The following is a 19,867-nucleotide window of genomic DNA, read 5'->3' as shown; positions in this document are numbered from 1 at the left end:
TCCCAATCGCCATCAATAAAAAAGCCAGTCACGAGGACTGGCTTTCAAACTAGAGTGTAAGACGATTACTTAGCTTCGATTTTCGCCCAAGTGTCGCGAAGACCTACAGTGCGGTTAAACACTAAAGCTTCTGGCTTAGAGTCTTTAATATCTGCACAGAAGTAACCCATACGCTCAAACTGGAAACCCTTCTCAGCTTGCGCTTGAGCGAGGCTTGGCTCAACAAAACCATTCAGCTTAACCAGTGACTCAGGGTTGATTGTCTCAGCAAAGTTATCCGCTGCTGCTGGGTTTGGCACAGTGAACAAGCGATCGTATAGACGAATCTCAGCTGGAAGACCTTTATCAGCAGATACCCAGTGAATAACACCCTTCACTTTACGGCCGTCAGCTGGGTTCTTACCTAGTGTGTCTGCATCGTAGCTACAGAAGATAGTGGTAATGTTACCCTCTGCATCTTTTTCGATACGCTCAGCTTTGATCACGTAAGCACCACGTAGGCGCACTTCTTTGCCCAGAACCAGACGCTTGTACTTCTTGTTCGCTTCTTCACGGAAGTCTTCACGCTCAATCCAAACTTCACGAGTGAACGGTACTTCGCGCTCGCCCATCTCAGGTTTGTTTGGATGATTTGCTACCGTCAAAGACTCTACTTTGCCTTCTTCGAAGTTCTCGATAACGATCTTAACCGGATCGAGCACTGCCATTGCGCGAGGTGCATTTTCGTTCAAGTCATCACGAATACAAGACTCAAGAGAACTCATCTCAATCATGTTGTCTTGCTTAGTAACACCAATGCGTTTACAGAACTCACGAATAGAAGCAGGCGTGAAACCACGACGACGCAGACCAGAAATAGTCGGCATACGTGGATCATCCCAACCATTCACTAGGTTCTCAGTGACAAGCTGATTTAGCTTACGCTTAGACATCACCGTGTATTCAAGGTTTAGGCGACTAAACTCGTACTGGTGAGGTTGGCAATCAATAGTAATGTTCTCTAGTACCCAGTCATACAGACGACGGTTATCTTGGAACTCAAGCGTACACAGTGAGTGTGTAATGCCTTCTAGTGCATCCGAAATACAGTGCGTAAAGTCGTACATTGGGTAGATGCACCACTTGTCACCCGTTTGGTGGTGCTCAGCAAAGCGCACACGGTAAAGAACAGGATCGCGTAGCACAATGAAAGAAGATGCTAGATCAATCTTTGCACGTAGACAGGCTTTACCTTCTTCGAATCCACCGTCACGCATCTTCTCAAATAGCGCTAAGTTTTCTTCAGGTGTGCGATCACGGTACGGGCTTGGCTTACCAGGCTGGGTAAGTGTGCCACGATATTCACGGATCTGCTCAGGACTTAGCTCTTCAACGTACGCTAAGCCTTTGTTAATTAATTCCACTGCGTAACCGTATAGCTTATCGAAGTAGTTTGATGAGTAACATACGTCCCCATCCCACTCGAAGCCTAACCAGCTCACATCATTCTTAATTGACTCAACGTATTCAACGTCTTCTTTTTCTGGGTTAGTGTCATCAAAACGTAGGTTACACTTTCCCTGGTAGTCCTGAGCAATACCAAAGTTTAAGCAAATTGACTTAGCGTGACCGATATGCAGATAGCCGTTTGGCTCTGGCGGGAAACGAGTATGCACGCTAGTGTGTTTACCATCCGCTAAATCTTTATCAATGATTTGGCGAATGAAATTCGATGGACGAGCCTCAGCTTCACTCATCTATAGCACCTCAATTGTTTTAGTATTGTTCAGATAATTCTTACTTAGACGATTAAAATGACCGTCAAGTACATAGCGTCTAATGATCCACAATTATGGTGGATTACACAACAATATCTCGAAGCAAAACGTCTTTTTTTTTCTCTGTATGGTTAATAAGCTAGCAGGGATCAGTTTCGAAACCCTCAAAACGCAAGAAAGCCTCCCGAAGGAGGCTTTCATCACTTTCTTAGTTTACGTGTCGTAATTAAGGAAGTTTTACATCCGACAGATCTTCATTGGCACCGATTGCTTTCATTTCGCCAGCAACGATTTCAGCTAGTGGGCCTAGGATAACTTGAAGGTTGTTCTCACCTAGTTTTACAACACCTTTAGCGCCGAGTTTCTTAAGTACTACTTCGTCTGCTACTGAGCGGTCTTTTAGAGTAAGACGTAGACGAGTGATACAAGCGTCAATTGAAGTTAGGTTATCGTGACCACCTAGAGCTTTGAGGTATTGACGCGCTAGGTCGCCGCTTTTCGCTTCACCTGCTGGGGCTGCTGCTTCTTCGTCATCATCTTCACGACCTGGTGATTTCAGGTTGAATGCACGGATTGCGAAGCTGAATGTGAAGAAGTATAGAGCGCCGAATCCCAGACCGATTAGAAGTAGTAGGAACGGTTTAGTTGCTAGACCCCAGTTCAAGATAAAGTCGATAAGACCGGCAGAGAAACCGAAGCCATGTAGTGTACCAAACATGTTAGCAACAACTAGAGCTAGACCTGTAAACACAGCATGCATTGCGTATAGCGCTGGTGCTAGGAATACAAACATGAACTCTAGTGGCTCTGTAATACCTGTTAGGAATGAACAGAATGCTACCGAGAATAGTGCACCACCTACTTGACTACGTTTCTCAGCCGGCGCTGCTAGATACATTGCTAGAGCTGCGCCAGGTAGACCGAACATCATTACTGGGAAGAAACCGTTCATGAATACACCAGCAGATTTATCGCCGCCGAAGTAACGGTGTAGGTCACCAGATTTAACTGTTTCAGTTACTTCTTTTACTGTTGCAGTGATTTCTGGGGTTACAGAGTTTGCGAATTCAAACGTGTGAGTTTGACCAGCAACAAGAGTTTTCGCTAGAGCTGGGTCTACACAAAGTTGTTGTAGAGCAGGAAGTGCTTCACCCGCTGCTTGAGCACCAGTCACTAGTACTTCTTGACACGTACCCATACCGAACCAGAAGTAAGAGTTAAGAACGTGGTGAAGACCTACAGGGATAAGCGCGCGGTTAAGAGTACCGTAAACGAACTGACCAATTGCACCAGAAGTCGAAACTGCGTGTGCTAGTGCGTCTAGACCACCTTGGATAGTTGGCCATACAACGCCAGAGATTGCACCTGCGACTAGCGCGAATAGACCAGCCATAATAGGCACTAGACGTTTACCAGAGAAAAATGCCAGCCATTCAGGAAGACGCGTCGCATGGAAAGCATTGTATGAGTGACCAGCGATAATACCAGCGATGATACCACCGAAGAATGACATGTTAATGTCTGCATTAATTGTTGTTGCTGTCGCAGTTAGAACGAAGTACGCAACCGCGCCCGCTAGACCCGCAGCACCTTGACCGTCTTTCGAAAGACCAATCGCGATACCTAGGCCGAATAATAGTGGAAGTTGACCAAAGATAGCACCACCAGCTTGCGCCATAAATGGAATATCTAATAGGTCACCTTGACCTAAACGTAGTAAGAGCGCCGCAACTGGAAGCGTTGCGATAGGAAGCATAAGAGCTTTACCTAACTTTTGCGCATATCCAAGAATATTCACCTTAAGTTCCCCCTATAGGATTTTGTATTTTGGCTGAGCCACTTTTTTTAGCCGCTCAATTTAGTCCTGCTCAGTTTATGACATTAATTTTGCTCCGCAAATTAAAACCTTATCATTTGTGATCATAATCACCAGAAACAGGTGTTCCGGAAGGTTTTTGCTAGCGAGATCATAAAACTTATTTTACAATACAAAAAAATAGCATCCATTGAGTAATTTTCGCGGTACTCTTACAGTACAAATAAGGCCGCAGTGATCATCTGGTATAGTATTCGCAACCTATATCAATGCGAAGTAAATCACTCGCCACACTAGCACTAGGCAAGGTGCTTACAGAATATTGATAACTCATTTTTCGTTTGCTAAAGATATTTTGCGATCTAATTGAAGCTCACAAATAAAGTACAACTATGTAGTGAATCGCTGGCTTCAATAGATGACCGAAGGTAATTAGAATCTAAACTTATAAGGATTAGCTAACCATGTATGCGCTAACTAACTGTAAAATTTTTACCGGCAGCGACGTCCTCGTTGATCATGCTGTCATCATTAACAACAATCTGATTGATTCTGTATGCCCAATTTCTGAACTACCTTCTGGTATAGAAACGCGTGATCTAAACGGCGCCAACGTTAGCCCTGGCTTTATTGACCTTCAATTAAATGGTTGCGGTGGCGTCATGTTAAATGACGAGATTACGGCTGAGACCATGCAGATCATGCATCAAGCGAATCTACAGTCTGGCTGTACAAGCTTCTTACCGACTCTGATTACCTCTTCTGATGAAGACATGCGCCAAGCGGTCGCGGCTGCACGGGACTACCATGCTCAATATCAAAACCAATCGTTAGGGCTTCACCTAGAAGGTCCATACCTAAATGTGATGAAGAAAGGCATTCACAGTGTTGACCACATCCGACCATCAGAAGACAGCATGGTCGATTTCATGTGCGAAAACGCAGACGTTATTGCTAAAGTGACCCTTGCTCCAGAGCATAACGATCCTGCTCACATCGAGCGCCTAAAAACGGCTGGTATTGTAGTTTCAATCGGCCACACAAACGCAACTTATGCAGAGGCACGCAAAGGCTTTGAAGCAGGTATTTCATTCGCTACGCACCTATTTAATGCCATGACTCCGATGGTTGGTCGCGAACCCGGTGTTGTGGGTGCTATCTACGATACCCCGGATGTTTACGCTGGCATCATCGCCGATGGCTTCCATGTCGACTATGCAAACATTCGTATCGCTCACAAAATTAAGGGCGAAAAATTAGTATTAGTGACCGATGCCACAGCTCCTGCAGGCGCTGACATGGATTACTTTATTTTTGTTGGTAAGAAAGTATATTACCGAGATGGTAAGTGTGTTGATGAAAATGGCACACTTGGCGGCTCAGCACTTACAATGATTGAAGCAGTTCAAAACACTGTTGAGCACGTCGGTATCGCACTGGACGAAGCACTCCGCATGGCTACTATGTATCCTGCTAAAGCAATAGGGTTAGAAGAAAAACTAGGTCGAGTTAAAAAAGGCATGGTGGCTAACCTTACTGTATTTGATCGTGACTTCAATGTTCAGGCGACAATTGTTAACGGACAATACGAGCAAAATTAAGAATGAATGGCGGACAAATAGGTAACGTAGATTTAGTAAAACAACTAAATAGTGCAGCTGTTTACAGGCTGATCGATCAACAAGGTCCTATTTCGAGGATTCAAGTTGCCGATGTTAGCCAACTGGCACCTGCCAGTGTTACGAAAATTACCCGCCAGCTTCTAGAACGCGGTCTGATAAAAGAGGTCGCGCAACAAGCTTCTACCGGAGGTCGCCGAGCGATATCCTTAACAACTGAGGTTGAACCATTTCATTCAGTCGCAATTCGACTAGGGCGTGATTATCTTCAATTCAGTCTATACGACTTAGGTGGCAAAGAGCTTGCTTCTAATTACAACGAGTTTTTCTATACCACTCAAGAAGAACTTGTTGAAGGGCTTATTTCACAGCTAAAAAGCTTTATTCAGATCAACCAAAGCCATATCAATCAACTCATTGCTATTGGTGTCGCGCTACCCGGCCTAGTCAACCCTGAGACAGGGGTTGTTGAGTACATGCCGAATATCTCGATTGATAACCTTGCCCTGTCAGAGCTGATTCACAACACCTTCCACGTGCAATGTTTTGTTGGTAACGATGTGCGTGGTATGGCACTTGCCGAACATTACTTTGGTGCCAGCCGGGATTGCCAAGACTCGATCTTAGTCAGTGTACACCGAGGAACAGGCGCTGGTATCATTGTCAATGGGCAAGTGTTTCTTGGTCATAACCGCAATGTGGGCGAAATTGGGCATATTCAAATAGATCCACTTGGCGAACAATGTCAGTGTGGCAACTTTGGCTGTCTAGAAACCGTGGCTGCTAACCCCGCAATCGTTGAACGGGTGAATAAATTGATCAACCAAGGCTATGAGTCGAGCTTAACTGAACTAGAAACGATCAATATTACGGACATATGCGAACACGCAAATCTTGGCGATGAACTAGCAAAACAAAGTTTGGTGCGCGTTGGTAACCAATTGGGTAAAGCAATTGCAATTACTATCAACTTATTTAACCCGCAAAAAATCGTCATAGCTGGTGATATTACCCAATGCGAAGAAGTTCTTTTCCCGGCTATTCGTCGTAACGTTGAGAACCAATCACTAACAACTTTTCATACAGACTTACCAATTGTTGCCTCACAAATTGATAAGCAACCAACATTAGGCGCGTTTGCTATGATTAAACGTGCAATGTTGAACGGAGTTCTGCTACAAAAATTGTTAGAAGATTAATCTTCTCCCCCTGTAAGCAACTAATTGAGTTAGAATAACGGGCTACGATATGTAGCCCGTTTTTTTAGGACGAAACAATACGAATATGGAATTGATTTTGATTTCAGCGGCATTCATTGCCGGATTTATTGCACTGAAATGCAACCTCCCCCCTTTAGTCGGTTTTTTGCTAGCGGGTTTTGGCCTACATGCTTTTGGTTTTCAATCTAACGACACCATAATTACGCTCGCAGACCTCGGTGTTACGCTGCTGCTGTTTACTATTGGTCTCAAGCTCGATATCAAAACCCTACTCTCTAAAGAGATCTGGGCAGGCGCAACCATACACAATCTATTGTCTACGGCACTCTTTAGTGTTGCACTGTTCTGTTTTAAGTTCCTAGGTGTTAGCTCATTAGCGGCAATGTCTATCGAACAAGTTGTGCTGCTTGGCTTTGCGCTATCATTCTCCAGTACCGTCTTTGCGGTTAAGTCACTGCAAGAAAAAGGGGAAATGAACGCCACTTACGGTACCATCGCCATCGGTATTCTGGTCATGCAGGACATCTTCGCGGTTGTATTTCTCACCGCATCTACAGGTAAACTTCCTGAGTGGTATGCTATCGCTTTATTCGCACTACCTTTACTCAGACCTATATTCTTCAAAATGCTTGATTGGGTAGGCCACGGTGAGATGCTGGTCCTATTAGGGATATTCTTCGCCTTAGTCGCTGGTGCTGGCCTATTTGAATTGGCTGGTATGAAACCAGACCTTGGGGCTCTGATCCTTGGAATGATGCTCGCCGGACATAAAAAAGCATCTGAATTATCCAAATCTCTATTCAACCTTAAAGAACTGTTCCTGGTCTGTTTCTTCTTAAACATTGGTCTATCCGCAGAACCCACCTTGTCAGGTTTTGCTCTTGCCATTTTGTTCATGTTGCTACTACCACTTAAAGGGATACTCTACTTCCTAGTGCTTAATACATTTAAATTCCGTGTGCGTACATCTCTTCTGGCATCTTTAAGTCTATTTAACTTCAGTGAGTTTGGTCTAATAGTCGGCGGACTAGCATTTAAAATGGGCTGGATGAGCGGCGACATACTCGTGGCCCTTGCCATTGCAGTTTCAATCTCATTTGTCTTAGCAGCCCCACTTAGTCGTCATGGTCACGCACTTTATCAGCGCTCTGGCCGTTGGCTACGTGATCACGCGGCAGAAAACCTCAATACTCGTGATCAATTGATAAGCGCAGGGCATGCTCAAGTCCTGATTCTTGGCATGGGTCGCATTGGCACTGGTGCTTACGACGAGCTTAGGCATCGCTATGGTAAAATCAGCTTAGGTATTGAAGTCCGTGAAGATGCAGCACATCAGCACAAAACACATGGCAGAAACGTAATCACAGGTGATGCTACCGACCCTGACTTTTGGGAGCGTATTCTTGACGTCGCTAATGTAAAACTTGTACTGCTTGCGATGCCACACCACCAAGGTAACCAAATTGCCTTAGAGCAACTACAGCGTAAAAACTTCCAAGGTCAGATTGCTGCGATTGCCGAGTACCCCGACCAACTTGACGCCTTAGTCGAAGGTGGAGTTGATGCCGCGTTCAACATTTATAGTGAGGCAGGCAGTGGTTTTGCAAGGCATGTTTGCGAACAACTCAAACCCACCTTTATCAAATAATCCCAGTTTCAAGGCAGCAATTTGCTGCCTTTTTTATCCCCACCGCACAAAAACGCGACAACACTTAAACCTCATTCACTATAATTGCACTTTATTTAGATGGAATTTAAATACAGGCGAGTTTATTAAACTTTTTAATCAAACACTGTTGATTTTTTTAATCAGAATGGCAAATTGAACTCAACGAGTTAATTTTATTTTAAAGGGAAGTTGTATGTGTTCGATTTTCGGTATTCTAGACATCAAGAGTGATGCAGAAGCGCTACGCCCTGTCGCGTTAGAAATGTCTAAGAAACTTCGCCACCGTGGTCCAGATTGGTCTGGTATTTATTCTTCAGAGAAAGCAATTCTTGCTCACGAGCGTTTAGCGATTGTTGGCCTTAATAGTGGTGCACAGCCTCTATACAGCCCTGATAAAAAACACATTCTTGCAGTAAATGGTGAGATCTATAACCATAAAGAGATTCGCGCTCGTTACGAAGGCAAGTACGACTTTCAAACAGATTCTGATTGTGAAGTGATTCTAGCTTTATACCAAGATATGGGGCCCGATCTTCTTGAAGAATTGAACGGTATCTTTGCATTTGTTCTATACGATGAAGAGAAAGACACATACCTAATTGGCCGTGACCACATCGGTATCATCCCACTGTATCAAGGACATGATGAACATGGTAACTACTATGTTGCATCTGAAATGAAAGCACTCGTTCCAGTATGTAAAACAGTGAGTGAGTTTGCACCTGGTAGCTACTTTAGCTCCACCGATACCGAAGCACAACGTTACTACATTCGCGACTGGAACGAGTACGCTGCGGTACAAGGTAACTCCACCAGTAAAGAAGAGCTAACAGAAGCACTAGAAGCCGCGGTTAAGCGCCAACTAATGACAGACGTACCTTACGGCGTGCTGCTGTCCGGTGGTTTAGATTCTTCTATCACGTCTGCGGTCGCGAAACGTTTTGCTGCAATGCGCATCGAAGACGATGAAAAGTCTGAAGCTTGGTGGCCACAATTGCACTCATTCGCAGTTGGTTTAGAAGGAGCACCAGACTTAAAAGCAGCGCGAGAAGTTGCTGACCAAATTGGTACTGTTCACCACGAGATGACTTACACCATCCAAGAAGGTTTAGATGCGATTCGCGACGTGATTTACCATATTGAGACCTATGACGTAACCACTATTCGCGCTTCTACACCAATGTTTCTAATGGGCCGAAAAATAAAGGCGATGGGCATCAAGATGGTACTCTCTGGCGAAGGTGCAGATGAAATCTTCGGTGGATACCTCTACTTCCACAAAGCACCAAACGCAAAAGAATTCCACGAAGAAACGGTACGTAAACTACTTGCTCTGAATATGTTTGACTGTGCTCGTGCTAACAAATCGCTCGCGGCATGGGGTGTTGAAGGCCGTGTACCGTTTCTTGATAAAGAGTTTATCGACGTTGCAATGCGCCTAAACCCTGAAGATAAGATGTGTGGCAATGGTAAGATGGAGAAACATATCCTACGTGAGTGTTTCGAACACTACCTGCCAGAAGCAATCGCATGGCGTCAAAAAGAGCAGTTCTCTGACGGCGTTGGCTACAGCTGGATTGACACACTTAAAGAAGTCGCTGAAGCTAAGGTCACTGACCAACAGATGGAAACAGCAGCCTTCCGCTTCCCATACAATACACCTTCAACCAAAGAAGGTTATGTATACCGAGAAATCTTTGAGGAGCTGTTCCCACTTCCATCGGCAGCAGAATGTGTCCCTGGAGGTCCATCTGTAGCATGTTCTTCAGCCAAAGCAATTGAATGGGATGAATCATTCAAGAACATGGCAGATCCGTCAGGACGTGCAGTTCAAAGCGTTCACAACGACTCGTACTAATCAAACCAAACTTAAAAGAGGCTCATCGAGCCTCTTTTTTATTTCACTACAATATCCTTCAATTGCTGAAAAACAACCTGTTTGTTCACTTACCAGCCAACCCTTATCAAATCTACCTACTTATTTTTGCTTTATGAAATGACAGCATAATGTAAAAACAACAATCTCGATTTTGAAAACTAAGTTTGTAGCACGTCACTTTTTAATCAATCAAAATAAATATTTCTTTTATTTCAAGACCTTAAGTAAAAACCATAAATATAGCTTATGGTTCTAGTCATTGCAGATAGATCAACTAAGGAGTATACGTAACAACAAATAAAAATCTTTAATAAGTAACATTAGTAAAATTTATGACAAACCAACATCGACAAATTCTTGGCCACCCTCGTGGTCTATTCCTTTTGTTTGGTACTGAGCTGTGGGAGCGTTTTTCCTACTACGCAATGCGTGCCATTCTTGTCCTTTATCTGACAGATACAACCCTCAATGGTGGTTTAGGCTGGTCGACTAAAGATGCTCTTGATCTGTATGGCATCTATACTGGACTTGTTTACATCACACCAATGATTGGTGGCTACCTTGCAGACAACTACCTGGGTCAACGCCGTTCTATTTTGATTGGTGGTGCTTTAATGGCCATTGGCCAATTTACCCTAGCACTTCCAGCAGACATGATTGGCCTCAGTGTTACCCACAGTTTCTATCTTGGCCTTGCTTTGCTTATCATTGGTAACGGTCTCTTTAAACCAAATATTTCCACTATGGTTGGTGACCTGTATGAAGAAGGTGACAACCGTCGTGACGGTGCCTTTACCATCTTCTACATGGGTATTAACTTAGGTGCGTTGATCGCGGGTGTCGCTTCAGGTTCTGTTACTAACTCATTTGGTTGGAAAGCTGGCTTCCTAGTTGCTGGCCTAGGTATGATCATCAGCCTAGTGATGCAGATGACACTGGCCAAGTCGTGGCTTGGTGATATCGGTGTCGTTCCAGCGGCAGCACGTGATCTCGAGAAAAAGAAATCAGCCACTAAGCAACCGCTAACTAAACAAGAGCTAGATCGCCTTAAAGTGATTCTGGTAATGGGTCTGTTTGTGATCGTATTCTGGGCTGGCTTTGAGCAAGCTGGCGGCCTAATGAATATCTACACTCAGCAGTACACTGATCGTATGATCGGCGGTTTTGAAGTTCCTGCAGCTTGGTTCCAATCACTTAACCCATTCTTCATTATTACCCTAGCGCCTCTACTTGCAGCGCTTTGGGTGAAGCTCGGTCCTAAAGAACCAAACTCACCAATTAAGTTCGCTCTCGCACTTTTCTTCTTAGCACTTGGTTTCCTATGTATGGTGGGTGCTGTTATGGAACAAGGCGGTGACACGACAGTGAAAACATCAATGCTTTGGCTTGTCGGCGCGTTCTTCTTCCATACTCTGGGTGAGCTGTGCCTATCGCCAATCGGTCTATCTCTTGTGACTAAACTTGCCCCCCTTCGCCTTGCTTCTCTAATGATGGGGGCATGGTTCGGCTTTAATGCAATTGCAAACTATGTAGCAGGCCTGATTGGCTCTCACGTAGGTGAATTGGGCGCACTACCAATCTTTGGTGGTATCGCGATTGCCGCCACGATTTCTGGTGTCATCCTGTTAATGTTCTCAAACACACTGGTTCGTTGGATGCACGGTGCTGAATCACCAATCAGCAATGCGGAACAAGTTGAAGAACAACAAGCTCAAGTGGCTTAATAGTAAGAATTAAAAATGCCCGACCAAATCATTGGTTGGGCATTTTTATTTTATGGTGATTCAATCACGTTATTTCGCGCTAGTTATACGACTGATCCTCTCACCCGTCGGTGACACCGAGCGAATGAAGACTTCACCAGTTACATTTGGACGAGCGTTGTCTGCGTAAGTCAGCCAGTTTTCACCATCTAGAGAGTATTGCAACTCAACACCTGGGAACTGAACGTTCATTGACAACGTTCCATCTTCTACTTTCGCACCTGGTACTGGTAGGCGGTAGTCGATGCCTGCTTTTTCTAACTTAGCCAGTTCACGTTGACCAAGTACGTTGGCAAAGCGGTTGTAGTCTTGGTTTAGTGCTGCTTTATCTACTAGGTTAGAGTTTTGCGAGTATTCAACACCCACTTTGTAGTCGTTTTCCCAGTCTGCACGGTGCCATGCACGCTCAGCGGCTGCTAGTACGCGAGGGAATACCATATACTCGTATTGCTCATCGTTACGTACTGTCTCAGACCAAAGCTGTGCTGAAAGACCGTAGAAAGGTTTCGCTTCGATTTCACCTTTACCAGTAAAGCCGTTGCCATCGCGGTCTAGAGAGGTTTCTGCGTTCTGAGGCATGTTCTCTGGTGCAAAGCCAAACATCTTACGAGTATCCGTTGCACGTGTTGCCCAGTAGTAGCCGCGCTCTTTCGGATCAACTTCGTATGGCATGTCCATGTAAACGTAGTCCGGGTTAGAAACGATCACGTCGTAACCTTTCTTAGACCACTCGTACACAGATGATGTGCCACCCCAGTAAAGAACATCCCAGAAGTTAACACGTGTGTTTTCTGTTGCGAACGCTTTCTCGCCATCACTGTACTTCAGACCATCTTGCCAAGCTTGGAAGTTTGCAATGCCCTTCTCTGCCACAATTTTAGACACCTGCTCAGCAAAGTGGCTTGGCAGGTGACCGAAGTCGCTTACCGTACCATCTGTAATTAGCGTCTGACACTTAGGCGATTGCGCGAATGGCTTATCTTGCTTAGACAAGTCAATCGTGCCTTTCCAGCTTACTTTGTCTTGTGCGTTAACGTCTTGGAAACCAGCGCCTAGCTTGATGTTCTTCGCTTCGTCGCCACCAAAGTGCCATGTTGTAAGCGGCGCGCCAGCCTCGATGTGCATTGCTGCCACTTCAGAAATCACTTTATCAACAAAGCGAGTTGACGATTCCATACAAGGGTTGATGAAGCTCTGTTTGTTGTAGAACTGAACCGTGGTTACGTTTGATTCATCTTGTGGATCCATCAGACGGTATTCGTTCGCCTCAGCTTCTTTGCCTTGTTCCATTAGACGGTCGTAACGCGCTTCCATTGATACTACCGCTGCGCGAGCGTGCGCTGGCATATCGATTTCTGGAATCACTTCGATGTTACGTGCTTTCGCGTAGGTTAAGATTTCCACGTAGTCTGCTTTGCTGAAGTAGCCAGAACCAAAGTTGTCTGATGTTGGACCAGAGCCAAGCTGAGGCAGTAAACAGCTTTTCTCTTCCATATCGAAACAACGGTTAGCACCGACTTCTGTCAGCTCAGGCAGACCCGGAATTTCTAAACGCCAGCCTTCATCATCCGTTAAGTGAAGGTGTAGTTTGTTCATCTTGTACGCCGCCATTTGGTCTAGCGTTGCAAGAATTGCGTCTTTTGAGTGGAAATTACGCGCCACATCCACCATCACACCTCGGTAATCAAAACGAGGTGCATCTTTAATAGACAGAAGTGGTAGAGAATCAGCATTTTGGCTATCTACCAGACCAAAGATAGATTGTACCGCATAGAAAGCACCCGCTTGATCGAACGCTTTAATCGCAATACTGTCGCCTTTGATGCTCATCTCATAAGCACCAGATTTCGCCAATTCACCAGTGAAGTCTGCAGGAACAACTGTGATGCTAACTGGAACACCACCGCGAACATCCACACCTACCACTTCGCCGCGTGCTTGGATTGCCGTAAACTGTGTCGCATCGAACCCATCTATAGGCAGCGCAATACCACCAGAAATATCGACTGTACCTTTGCCCGCTTCAACAAACATTGGCGTTGGCAGCAGCGTGGTTGATACGTCTTGTTTTGCTAAATCTTCGTTCTTCTCGAAACGAGACACTGCGCTCGAAAAAACGTTGTTGTCATCCGGTGTACGTTTTAGATTGTCACCTTCAAGGCCAGTCACGAAAGAGGCCACGTCCTCCGTGTTTAGCGAGGCGATCATCTTAGGCTCTGCGTTTGGCGCCGCAACGAATGCACCTGGCATGAAGTCTGTTTCAAATAGCTGCCAGTATTCGCTTACCAGAGGAAGCGATACTTCTTCACCTGCAGCGAAACCATCAAACTTATCGGTTGGTTGTAGTTTATGCAGGTCACCCGTTACACGTGAGATTTTGAACTGCTCATTATTAACATCCAAAATCAGGCGAATGCTGTGGAAGTAAATAGCCCAATCTTTTGAGTCAACCGCTTCGCCTTGGTTAACTAGTGTCATGTTGACCTTGTTACAAGAAGCCCACTCAGCGCCCATATCCTGACACGCAAGACCATCGTTGGCACCATGGTTAGTTATTACTTGATATTGAACATCGAGGTTGTTCGCTAGTGAGTTAACAACACTTTGCTCATGAGATTGAAACGAAGAACAACCAGCTAGTGTGGCGACAACCGATGTCGCGATCAGACTCTGTTTAAACATCTTACTTACCCCAAACGTAAATTAAGCCGAAAAATGTTGGCCCTAAAACTAAGATGCAAACAACATATCGCGAGTTATTTTTCATCGTAAAATTAATCAGCGACCAAAGTGATCTGATTCAAACTTTACATTTTCAAACTAAATTTAAGCAATTTAAAACAGTAACTTATATAACTCGTCAATTTCGACGTAGTTAATTTAACGAGATTACTGCGAAGCTAATCACACCTTTAAGTTCAAAACACAATTAAAAGTAAAGAAAGATCACAACACGGCATTTGTTATCGTAATATCTAAAGATGACTTAGATAAGAAAGTATGACTTTGTACACACTTTTCCCTCGTTGAACTCCGTTGAAATAACGGATTTCAACAATTTTTCCGCATCGGTAAGGATCAATAATGCGTAAATTACTTCTCTTGTTGTTAGTGTTATCAACGAGCGTCCAAGCCGAACCTCTCATCTGGAACGTTGAAAAAGGTGGGCTGCGTTACACAATCATCGGCTCTGTCCATGTAGGCGACAAAAGTATGTACCCACTACCTGAAATCATCTTCTATCGTCTCAAGGCAAGCCAAGGGTTAATTGTGGAAACCGACATCCGCCAGAACAGTGGTATTACGTACCCTCCAACAACACTTCTAGCCAAAGATGTACTTTCACAAGGCCTGCAAGACGAACTGCGCGGTATCTCAAACTTATTAGAATTAAATGGCAATGAGCTTTTGCACACTCCACCGTGGGCCGCTGCACTCGCCATTCAGATGAGGCAAATCGAATATCTTGGCTACTCAGCAGCCGATGGCGTCGATGTTAAGCTCGCTTACAAAGCAAGCTCATTGGGCAAAAATGTATTAAGCCTCGAATCACTACAGTTCCAAATTGACTTGCTAACTGGCCAAAAAGAAGCAGGCAAAGAACTATTAGTCAGTGTGATTGAAGAGTTTGATCATTCCGAAAACGCAACACATTGCCTGATAGAAAGTTGGAAAGCAGGAGATATTAGTAAACTCGAAGAATTCGCTTCATTGACACAAACGTCACCAGAATTTGAAAAATCGTTTCTTATCGATCGGAACCTAGACTGGGTGGCAAAACTTTCAAACCCCGAATGGTTACCTAAACAGAAGGGAGAATATGTCATTGTCGTAGGAACCCTGCATTTACTCGGTGATCAAAGCGTACTGAAGCTTTTAGAAAATGAAGACTTTAAAGTGACCCAGCTATCTGAGAGCATAGCCTCAAACTGTGAATTCAAATACTAAGTCTACTTGTTCAAATTCTGGCTAATCACAACATTAATTTTGCAGTGTTTTAACATACTTAAGACACGGTGAGATGTTACGCTTAGGTCAAAACTAACCAAGTAAACTAAAAATCAATGTCAAAAAAATCAAAAGCTTTAAGCTACTGCTTTGTGTCCTTAAGTTTATTTTCTGCAAGTACCTTTGCCAAAGCCAAATGCACTATAGAACACTACCAGCCTATTGATGTCGCTTCAGAAACTAAGGGCGGAGTCCTAGATGAAGAAAGTGGTCAATTCCTAATTAAAGAAAAACCACCAATGCGCTGCGCTAACATCACTTTTTCGACTTCACATACCCGCGATCGCGTCGCTAGCCAAATGCAAGGAAGCTTCGAAGCGCTGTATTTTGACAATCAGACGAGCAGGTCTTACTCCATTACTTTTAATCAAGACCAAGTGAAAGCGGGCTATATTCGTATCGGCCCAAATAATCCCGCCGAGGCTTACGTCTGCTTTACAACTTCAGATACGCCAATCAAAGAGATTAGTTGTGATGTGGAATAGCGAAAAGCGAGCGTAATTTGTAGGGGTGGTGCACTGCGTCACCCTTTTTGTTTCTACCTGATCACGCTGTTATCCTCAAGAACGAGGAACGAGTTGGGGATATCTTCAATCTAGTCTATGACTTATGGAGATTCCTTACTCCCTCATTCTTCGGTCTAAGGAATGACAAATCTTTCTCTCGCAGAGCGAAGTTCGATCCTGTTTTCCATAAGCGTAGCGTTCCATAGGACGTCGCCCGTTCCAAAACGACGAAAGCCCGCTATAAAGCAGGCTTTCTAAAAGTAGTCAGTGAAGAGCCATTCTTTGAACATCAGGCGAACCCACCTCGGTTCGAATCTCTACACCATGAATGCAAAAAAGGCTCTGCATTTCTGCAGAGCCTTTTTCTAAAGGTGGTCGGTGAAGAGGGATTCGAACCCCCGACCCTCTGGTCCCAAACCAGATGCGCTACCAAGCTGCGCTATTCACCGAAATGTTGACTTGGAAACTTGCGTTACTAAGAGGGTCAACCTCTGGTTCGCCATTCCAAAACCCCTCGATGCGTTACCAAGCACGCTATTTATCGAGATGTTTATTCGAGCTCATTGCCCGTCAACGAAGGCGTATATTACGGATTCTGAATTTGAACGCAAGCCATTTTATTTAACTTTTTGAAAATTTTAGTTCGATTGCCTAAAACACCATCGACGGGCGACAAAGTGTGAGCAAAAACACATCAACAAAAACAAATTCGCAACCTAATAACAACAATTGATCCAGATCAGTGTTGCATATTTAACCACAGTTTACCTTAAACCTTGTCATCACACTTTGTAATCGATGGAGGAACTATGGACTTGTGGCTTGATCTCCTATTTGGTAATGCGGTAGGTCTATCTTCAATGATTGTCATCTTTGGAGCCTTGGGTCTGATGCTGTTCTATGGCGGTTTTATCATCTACAAAGTGATGAACGACAAATCTCCTCACTAGAATCGCTTAGCCCTATTCTTAGAATAGACATTCGCTATGCACCGAAGTAGATACCTTGTCTGCTTCGGTTTTTTATTTCTCCTTCAGCAAACCCTTGATCCCCCCCTTACCTTCACAGGTATAATATCGATATTGATTTCCTACTCTGAGATGTGACTATGTCTCATGATGATGACTTAAGCCTATTTCAACAAATGATGGGCGACGTAAAACCTCTTGAGCAAGATACGACCGAGCATAAAAAGCAACATCAGGTAACCGATGCACAGCTAGCAAAACGCGAGGCGGCAATATGGTTGACCGAAGATGATCCTGAATATCTGTCAATCGATCATGCCCAGATGATAAAGCCTGACGACATTATCGAGTTCAAACGTGATGGCGTACAAGATGGTGTGTACAAGAAGTTACGTCTTGCTAAATATCCGATACAAGCAAGACTAGACTTACACAAGCGCACGCTAGAACAAGCGCGTGATGAAGTAGTTAAGTTCTTAAAGCAGTGTATGCGGATGGATATTCGTACCGTGGTCATTGTTCATGGCAAAGGTGAGCGTTCTAACCCACCAGCATTGATGAAGAGTTTTGTCGCTCAATGGCTAATGCAAATCAAAGAAGTGCAATGTGTTCACAGCGCCCTGCGCTTCCATGGTGGCACTGGTGCCGTGTACGTATTACTACGAAAAAGCGCCGAGAAAAAAATCGAAACTCGTGAACGCCACCAAAAACGACTGGGTTAACAAGTAGCACAGTGCTAGAATATGCGCCCTCTATGTGTTGATATATTGTTCAGCACACCTTTAAACCGCCGTTGTGAAACGTTAGGAGAGCAACATGTCACAAGATAACACAAAGCGCCTGAATAAATTTATCAGTGAAACCGGTTTTTGCTCGCGCCGCGAAGCAGATCGATTAATCGAACAAGGTCGAGTCACAATAAATGGCAACGTACCTGAAATGGGAACAAAAGTGTTACCTGGCGATGATGTCCGTGTAGATGATAAGCCAATCAGCGCGGTGACAGACAAACCAATCTACATCGCACTTAACAAACCAACTGGAATCACCTGCACCACCGAACGTGATATTCCGGGTAACATCGTTGATTTCGTTGGCCACAAAAAACGTATTTTCCCGATTGGTCGTTTAGATAAACCCTCTGACGGGTTGATCTTCCTCACCAACGACGGTGATATCGTCAATAAGATTCTTCGCGCTGGTAATAACCACGAAAAAGAATATGTGGTGCGTGTAGATAAGCCAATCAGCGATGAGTTTATCAAGCAGATGTCTTCTGGGGTCAATATTCTTGATACCATTACACTTCCATGTAAAGTCACCAAAGAGACCAAGTACGCCTTCCGTATTGTGCTGACTCAAGGTCTTAACCGCCAAATTCGTCGTATGTGTGAAGCACTAGGTTATGAAGTATTTAAACTTCGCCGTGTACGTATTATGAACATCTCACTTGACGGCATTCCAAACGGTCAATGGCGTTACCTCACTGATGCTGAAGTCTCTGAGATTCTTGCTATGTGTGAAGGTTCTAGCGGCACGGAAGAAGCCTCAAAGATGGATGGAAAAGGTAAACGCATTCGTAGAGCGACCGATGCTAAATTATTTGATAGCCGTGAAGAAAACCAAGACTCTACTGCACGTCGCAACCAAAAGCAGCGTACCTTTAAGGGCCGCAACGCCGATGAGTTCCGACATGCACCAAACTCTAAAAAAGGCCGCAATACCGCTAAGCAAGATGAGCCAAAAGCGAAGCCAAACAAGAGTAAGACCTTCTACAAGCCAACGAGTGACAAGCCAGCAGCAAAACCACGCTCTGGTGGCACTTTGGGTTTAAAGAAGTAAGCGAGAAGCTCGGTCCCGAATCTCGCAGCGGAGCGCTCTCAAGGACGAAGTCCGTTCCTAAACAAAAGAGGAGCCAATCGGCTCCCCTTTTAATTCACTTAACGTATTTAGCTTATACTGTACCGAAGATCTTATCGCCTGCGTCGCCAAGACCAGGAACAATGTAGCCTTTGTCGTTTAGCTTCTCATCGATAGCTGCAGTAAATAGCTCAACATCTGGGTGAGCTTTTTCTAGCGCTTCGATCCCCTCAGGAGCAGCTACTAGTACCAGCACCTTGATTGACTTACAGCCTTTCTCTTTTAGCAGATCGATAGTCGCGATCATAGAGCCGCCTGTCGCTAACATTGGGTCAACAACCAATGCGATACGCTCATCCATGTTCGATGCTAGTTTGTTAAAGTAAGGTACCGGTTCTAAAGTTTCTTCATCACGGTAGATACCAACAACACTGATACGTGCACTTGGCATATGCTCAAGAACGCCATCCATCATACCTAGACCTGCACGCAGAATTGGTACAACTGTTACCTTCTTACCTTTAATTTGGTCTACTTGTACTGGACCATTCCAACCTTCAATGGTTACTCTTTCTGTTTCAAAGTCTGCAGTCGCTTCATAAGTAAGTAGGCTACCAACTTCTGTTGCTAGCTCACGAAAGCGCTTAGTGCTGATGTCACCTTCTCTCATTAGACCAAGTTTGTGCTTAACAAGAGGGTGTTTTACTTCAACAACTTTCATTTCCATCTCCGGCTTATTTGGTGATTTTTAAACAAACCTCCAGATTATAAACGATTTCGTTCTCAATTTCTTGTTCTAAGA

Annotated in this window: 14 protein-coding genes and 1 tRNA gene; 10 read left to right on the top strand and 5 right to left on the bottom strand. The window is 44.4% G+C overall.

Annotation, left to right across the window (positions count from 1 at the left end; all coding sequences use genetic code 11):
• Positions 1–65: 65 nt before the first annotated feature.
• Both glnS and nagE read right to left on the bottom strand, forming a co-directional pair.
• Entirely contained in the window at positions 66–1,736 is a 1,671-nt protein-coding gene (gene glnS / locus ZX61_RS21310; protein WP_049846592.1) for a glutamine--tRNA ligase, read from the bottom strand.
• A gap of 247 nt (positions 1,737–1,983) precedes the next feature.
• Positions 1,984–3,555, bottom strand: coding sequence for an N-acetylglucosamine-specific PTS transporter subunit IIBC (nagE, locus tag ZX61_RS21300; RefSeq protein ID WP_049846591.1), 1,572 nt, complete (start codon positions 3,553–3,555; stop codon positions 1,984–1,986).
• A gap of 482 nt (positions 3,556–4,037) precedes the next feature.
• Here nagE and nagA point away from each other — a divergent pair, with 482 nt between their 5' ends.
• The 5 genes from nagA to ZX61_RS21275 all read left to right on the top strand — a co-directional run bounded on the left by nagA (position 4,038) and on the right by ZX61_RS21275 (position 11,684).
• The gene (gene nagA, locus ZX61_RS21295; protein ID WP_049846590.1) at positions 4,038–5,174 is read left to right on the top strand and encodes an N-acetylglucosamine-6-phosphate deacetylase; all 1,137 of its coding nucleotides are present in this window, start codon (positions 4,038–4,040) and stop codon (positions 5,172–5,174) included.
• A 2-nt stretch (positions 5,175–5,176) separates the two neighbouring features.
• Positions 5,177–6,391, top strand: a complete 1,215-nt coding sequence (nagC, locus tag ZX61_RS21290; protein WP_049846589.1) for a DNA-binding transcriptional regulator NagC — start codon at positions 5,177–5,179, stop codon at positions 6,389–6,391.
• Positions 6,392–6,476: 85 nt separating this feature from the next.
• Positions 6,477–8,060, top strand: a complete 1,584-nt coding sequence (locus ZX61_RS21285) for a cation:proton antiporter family protein (RefSeq protein ID WP_049846588.1) — start codon at positions 6,477–6,479, stop codon at positions 8,058–8,060.
• Positions 8,061–8,274: 214 nt separating this feature from the next.
• Positions 8,275–9,939, top strand: a complete 1,665-nt coding sequence (gene asnB / locus ZX61_RS21280; protein WP_049846587.1) for an asparagine synthase B — start codon at positions 8,275–8,277, stop codon at positions 9,937–9,939.
• Positions 9,940–10,292: 353 nt separating this feature from the next.
• Positions 10,293–11,684 (top strand): peptide MFS transporter, encoded by a 1,392-nt coding sequence (locus ZX61_RS21275; protein ID WP_049846586.1) that lies wholly within the window; start codon positions 10,293–10,295, stop codon positions 11,682–11,684.
• Positions 11,685–11,753: 69 nt separating this feature from the next.
• Here the strand turns inward: ZX61_RS21275 and ZX61_RS21270 are convergent, their stop codons facing one another.
• Entirely contained in the window at positions 11,754–14,405 is a 2,652-nt protein-coding gene (locus ZX61_RS21270; protein ID WP_049846585.1) for a beta-N-acetylhexosaminidase, read from the bottom strand.
• Between the two features lie 402 nt (positions 14,406–14,807).
• Between ZX61_RS21270 and ZX61_RS21265 the strand changes: the two genes are divergently transcribed.
• Both ZX61_RS21265 and ZX61_RS21260 read left to right on the top strand, forming a co-directional pair.
• Positions 14,808–15,671, top strand: coding sequence for a TraB/GumN family protein (locus ZX61_RS21265; RefSeq protein ID WP_049846584.1), 864 nt, complete (start codon positions 14,808–14,810; stop codon positions 15,669–15,671).
• 116 nt (positions 15,672–15,787) lie between these two features.
• Positions 15,788–16,216 (top strand): hypothetical protein, encoded by a 429-nt coding sequence (locus tag ZX61_RS21260; RefSeq protein WP_049846583.1) that lies wholly within the window; start codon positions 15,788–15,790, stop codon positions 16,214–16,216.
• A gap of 393 nt (positions 16,217–16,609) precedes the next feature.
• Here ZX61_RS21260 and ZX61_RS21255 read toward each other — a convergent pair.
• Positions 16,610–16,686: transfer RNA gene (locus tag ZX61_RS21255), tRNA-Pro, on the bottom strand.
• 360 nt (positions 16,687–17,046) lie between these two features.
• On the opposite strand from ZX61_RS21255, the gene ZX61_RS23855 reads away from it, so the two are divergent.
• The 3 genes from ZX61_RS23855 to rluF all read left to right on the top strand — a co-directional run bounded on the left by ZX61_RS23855 (position 17,047) and on the right by rluF (position 19,047).
• Positions 17,047–17,187, top strand: coding sequence for a DUF3149 domain-containing protein (locus ZX61_RS23855; RefSeq protein ID WP_064490114.1), 141 nt, complete (start codon positions 17,047–17,049; stop codon positions 17,185–17,187).
• A 158-nt stretch (positions 17,188–17,345) separates the two neighbouring features.
• Positions 17,346–17,927, top strand: a complete 582-nt coding sequence (smrA, locus tag ZX61_RS21250) for a DNA endonuclease SmrA (protein ID WP_049846582.1) — start codon at positions 17,346–17,348, stop codon at positions 17,925–17,927.
• Between the two features lie 94 nt (positions 17,928–18,021).
• On the top strand, positions 18,022–19,047 hold the full coding sequence (gene rluF, locus ZX61_RS21245) for a 23S rRNA pseudouridine(2604) synthase RluF (protein WP_049846581.1): 1,026 nt from the start codon (positions 18,022–18,024) through the stop codon (positions 19,045–19,047).
• Between the two features lie 112 nt (positions 19,048–19,159).
• Here the strand turns inward: rluF and upp are convergent, their stop codons facing one another.
• On the bottom strand, positions 19,160–19,786 hold the full coding sequence (upp, locus tag ZX61_RS21240) for a uracil phosphoribosyltransferase (protein ID WP_049846580.1): 627 nt from the start codon (positions 19,784–19,786) through the stop codon (positions 19,160–19,162).
• Positions 19,787–19,867 lie beyond the last annotated feature (81 nt).

Source organism: Vibrio sp. VPAP30, assembly GCF_001188205.1.
GTDB classification, from domain to species: domain Bacteria; phylum Pseudomonadota; class Gammaproteobacteria; order Enterobacterales; family Vibrionaceae; genus Vibrio; species Vibrio bivalvicida.
The sequence above is the reverse complement of the archived record's forward strand: the minus strand, read 5'-3'. Positions and strand labels throughout refer to the sequence as shown.

Coding starts and splice junctions, on each gene's coding strand:
- glnS (WP_049846592.1), bottom strand. CDS start 1,736: ATGAGTGAAGCTGAGGCTCGTCCATCGAATTTCATTCGCCAAATCATT.
- nagA (WP_049846590.1), top strand. CDS start 4,038: ATGTATGCGCTAACTAACTGTAAAATTTTTACCGGCAGCGACGTCCTC.
- nagC (WP_049846589.1), top strand. CDS start 5,177: ATGAATGGCGGACAAATAGGTAACGTAGATTTAGTAAAACAACTAAAT.
- ZX61_RS21285 (WP_049846588.1), top strand. CDS start 6,477: ATGGAATTGATTTTGATTTCAGCGGCATTCATTGCCGGATTTATTGCA.
- asnB (WP_049846587.1), top strand. CDS start 8,275: ATGTGTTCGATTTTCGGTATTCTAGACATCAAGAGTGATGCAGAAGCG.
- ZX61_RS21275 (WP_049846586.1), top strand. CDS start 10,293: ATGACAAACCAACATCGACAAATTCTTGGCCACCCTCGTGGTCTATTC.
- ZX61_RS21270 (WP_049846585.1), bottom strand. CDS start 14,405: ATGTTTAAACAGAGTCTGATCGCGACATCGGTTGTCGCCACACTAGCT.
- ZX61_RS21265 (WP_049846584.1), top strand. CDS start 14,808: ATGCGTAAATTACTTCTCTTGTTGTTAGTGTTATCAACGAGCGTCCAA.
- ZX61_RS21260 (WP_049846583.1), top strand. CDS start 15,788: ATGTCAAAAAAATCAAAAGCTTTAAGCTACTGCTTTGTGTCCTTAAGT.
- ZX61_RS23855 (WP_064490114.1), top strand. CDS start 17,047: ATGGACTTGTGGCTTGATCTCCTATTTGGTAATGCGGTAGGTCTATCT.
- smrA (WP_049846582.1), top strand. CDS start 17,346: ATGTCTCATGATGATGACTTAAGCCTATTTCAACAAATGATGGGCGAC.
- rluF (WP_049846581.1), top strand. CDS start 18,022: ATGTCACAAGATAACACAAAGCGCCTGAATAAATTTATCAGTGAAACC.
- upp (WP_049846580.1), bottom strand. CDS start 19,786: ATGAAAGTTGTTGAAGTAAAACACCCTCTTGTTAAGCACAAACTTGGT.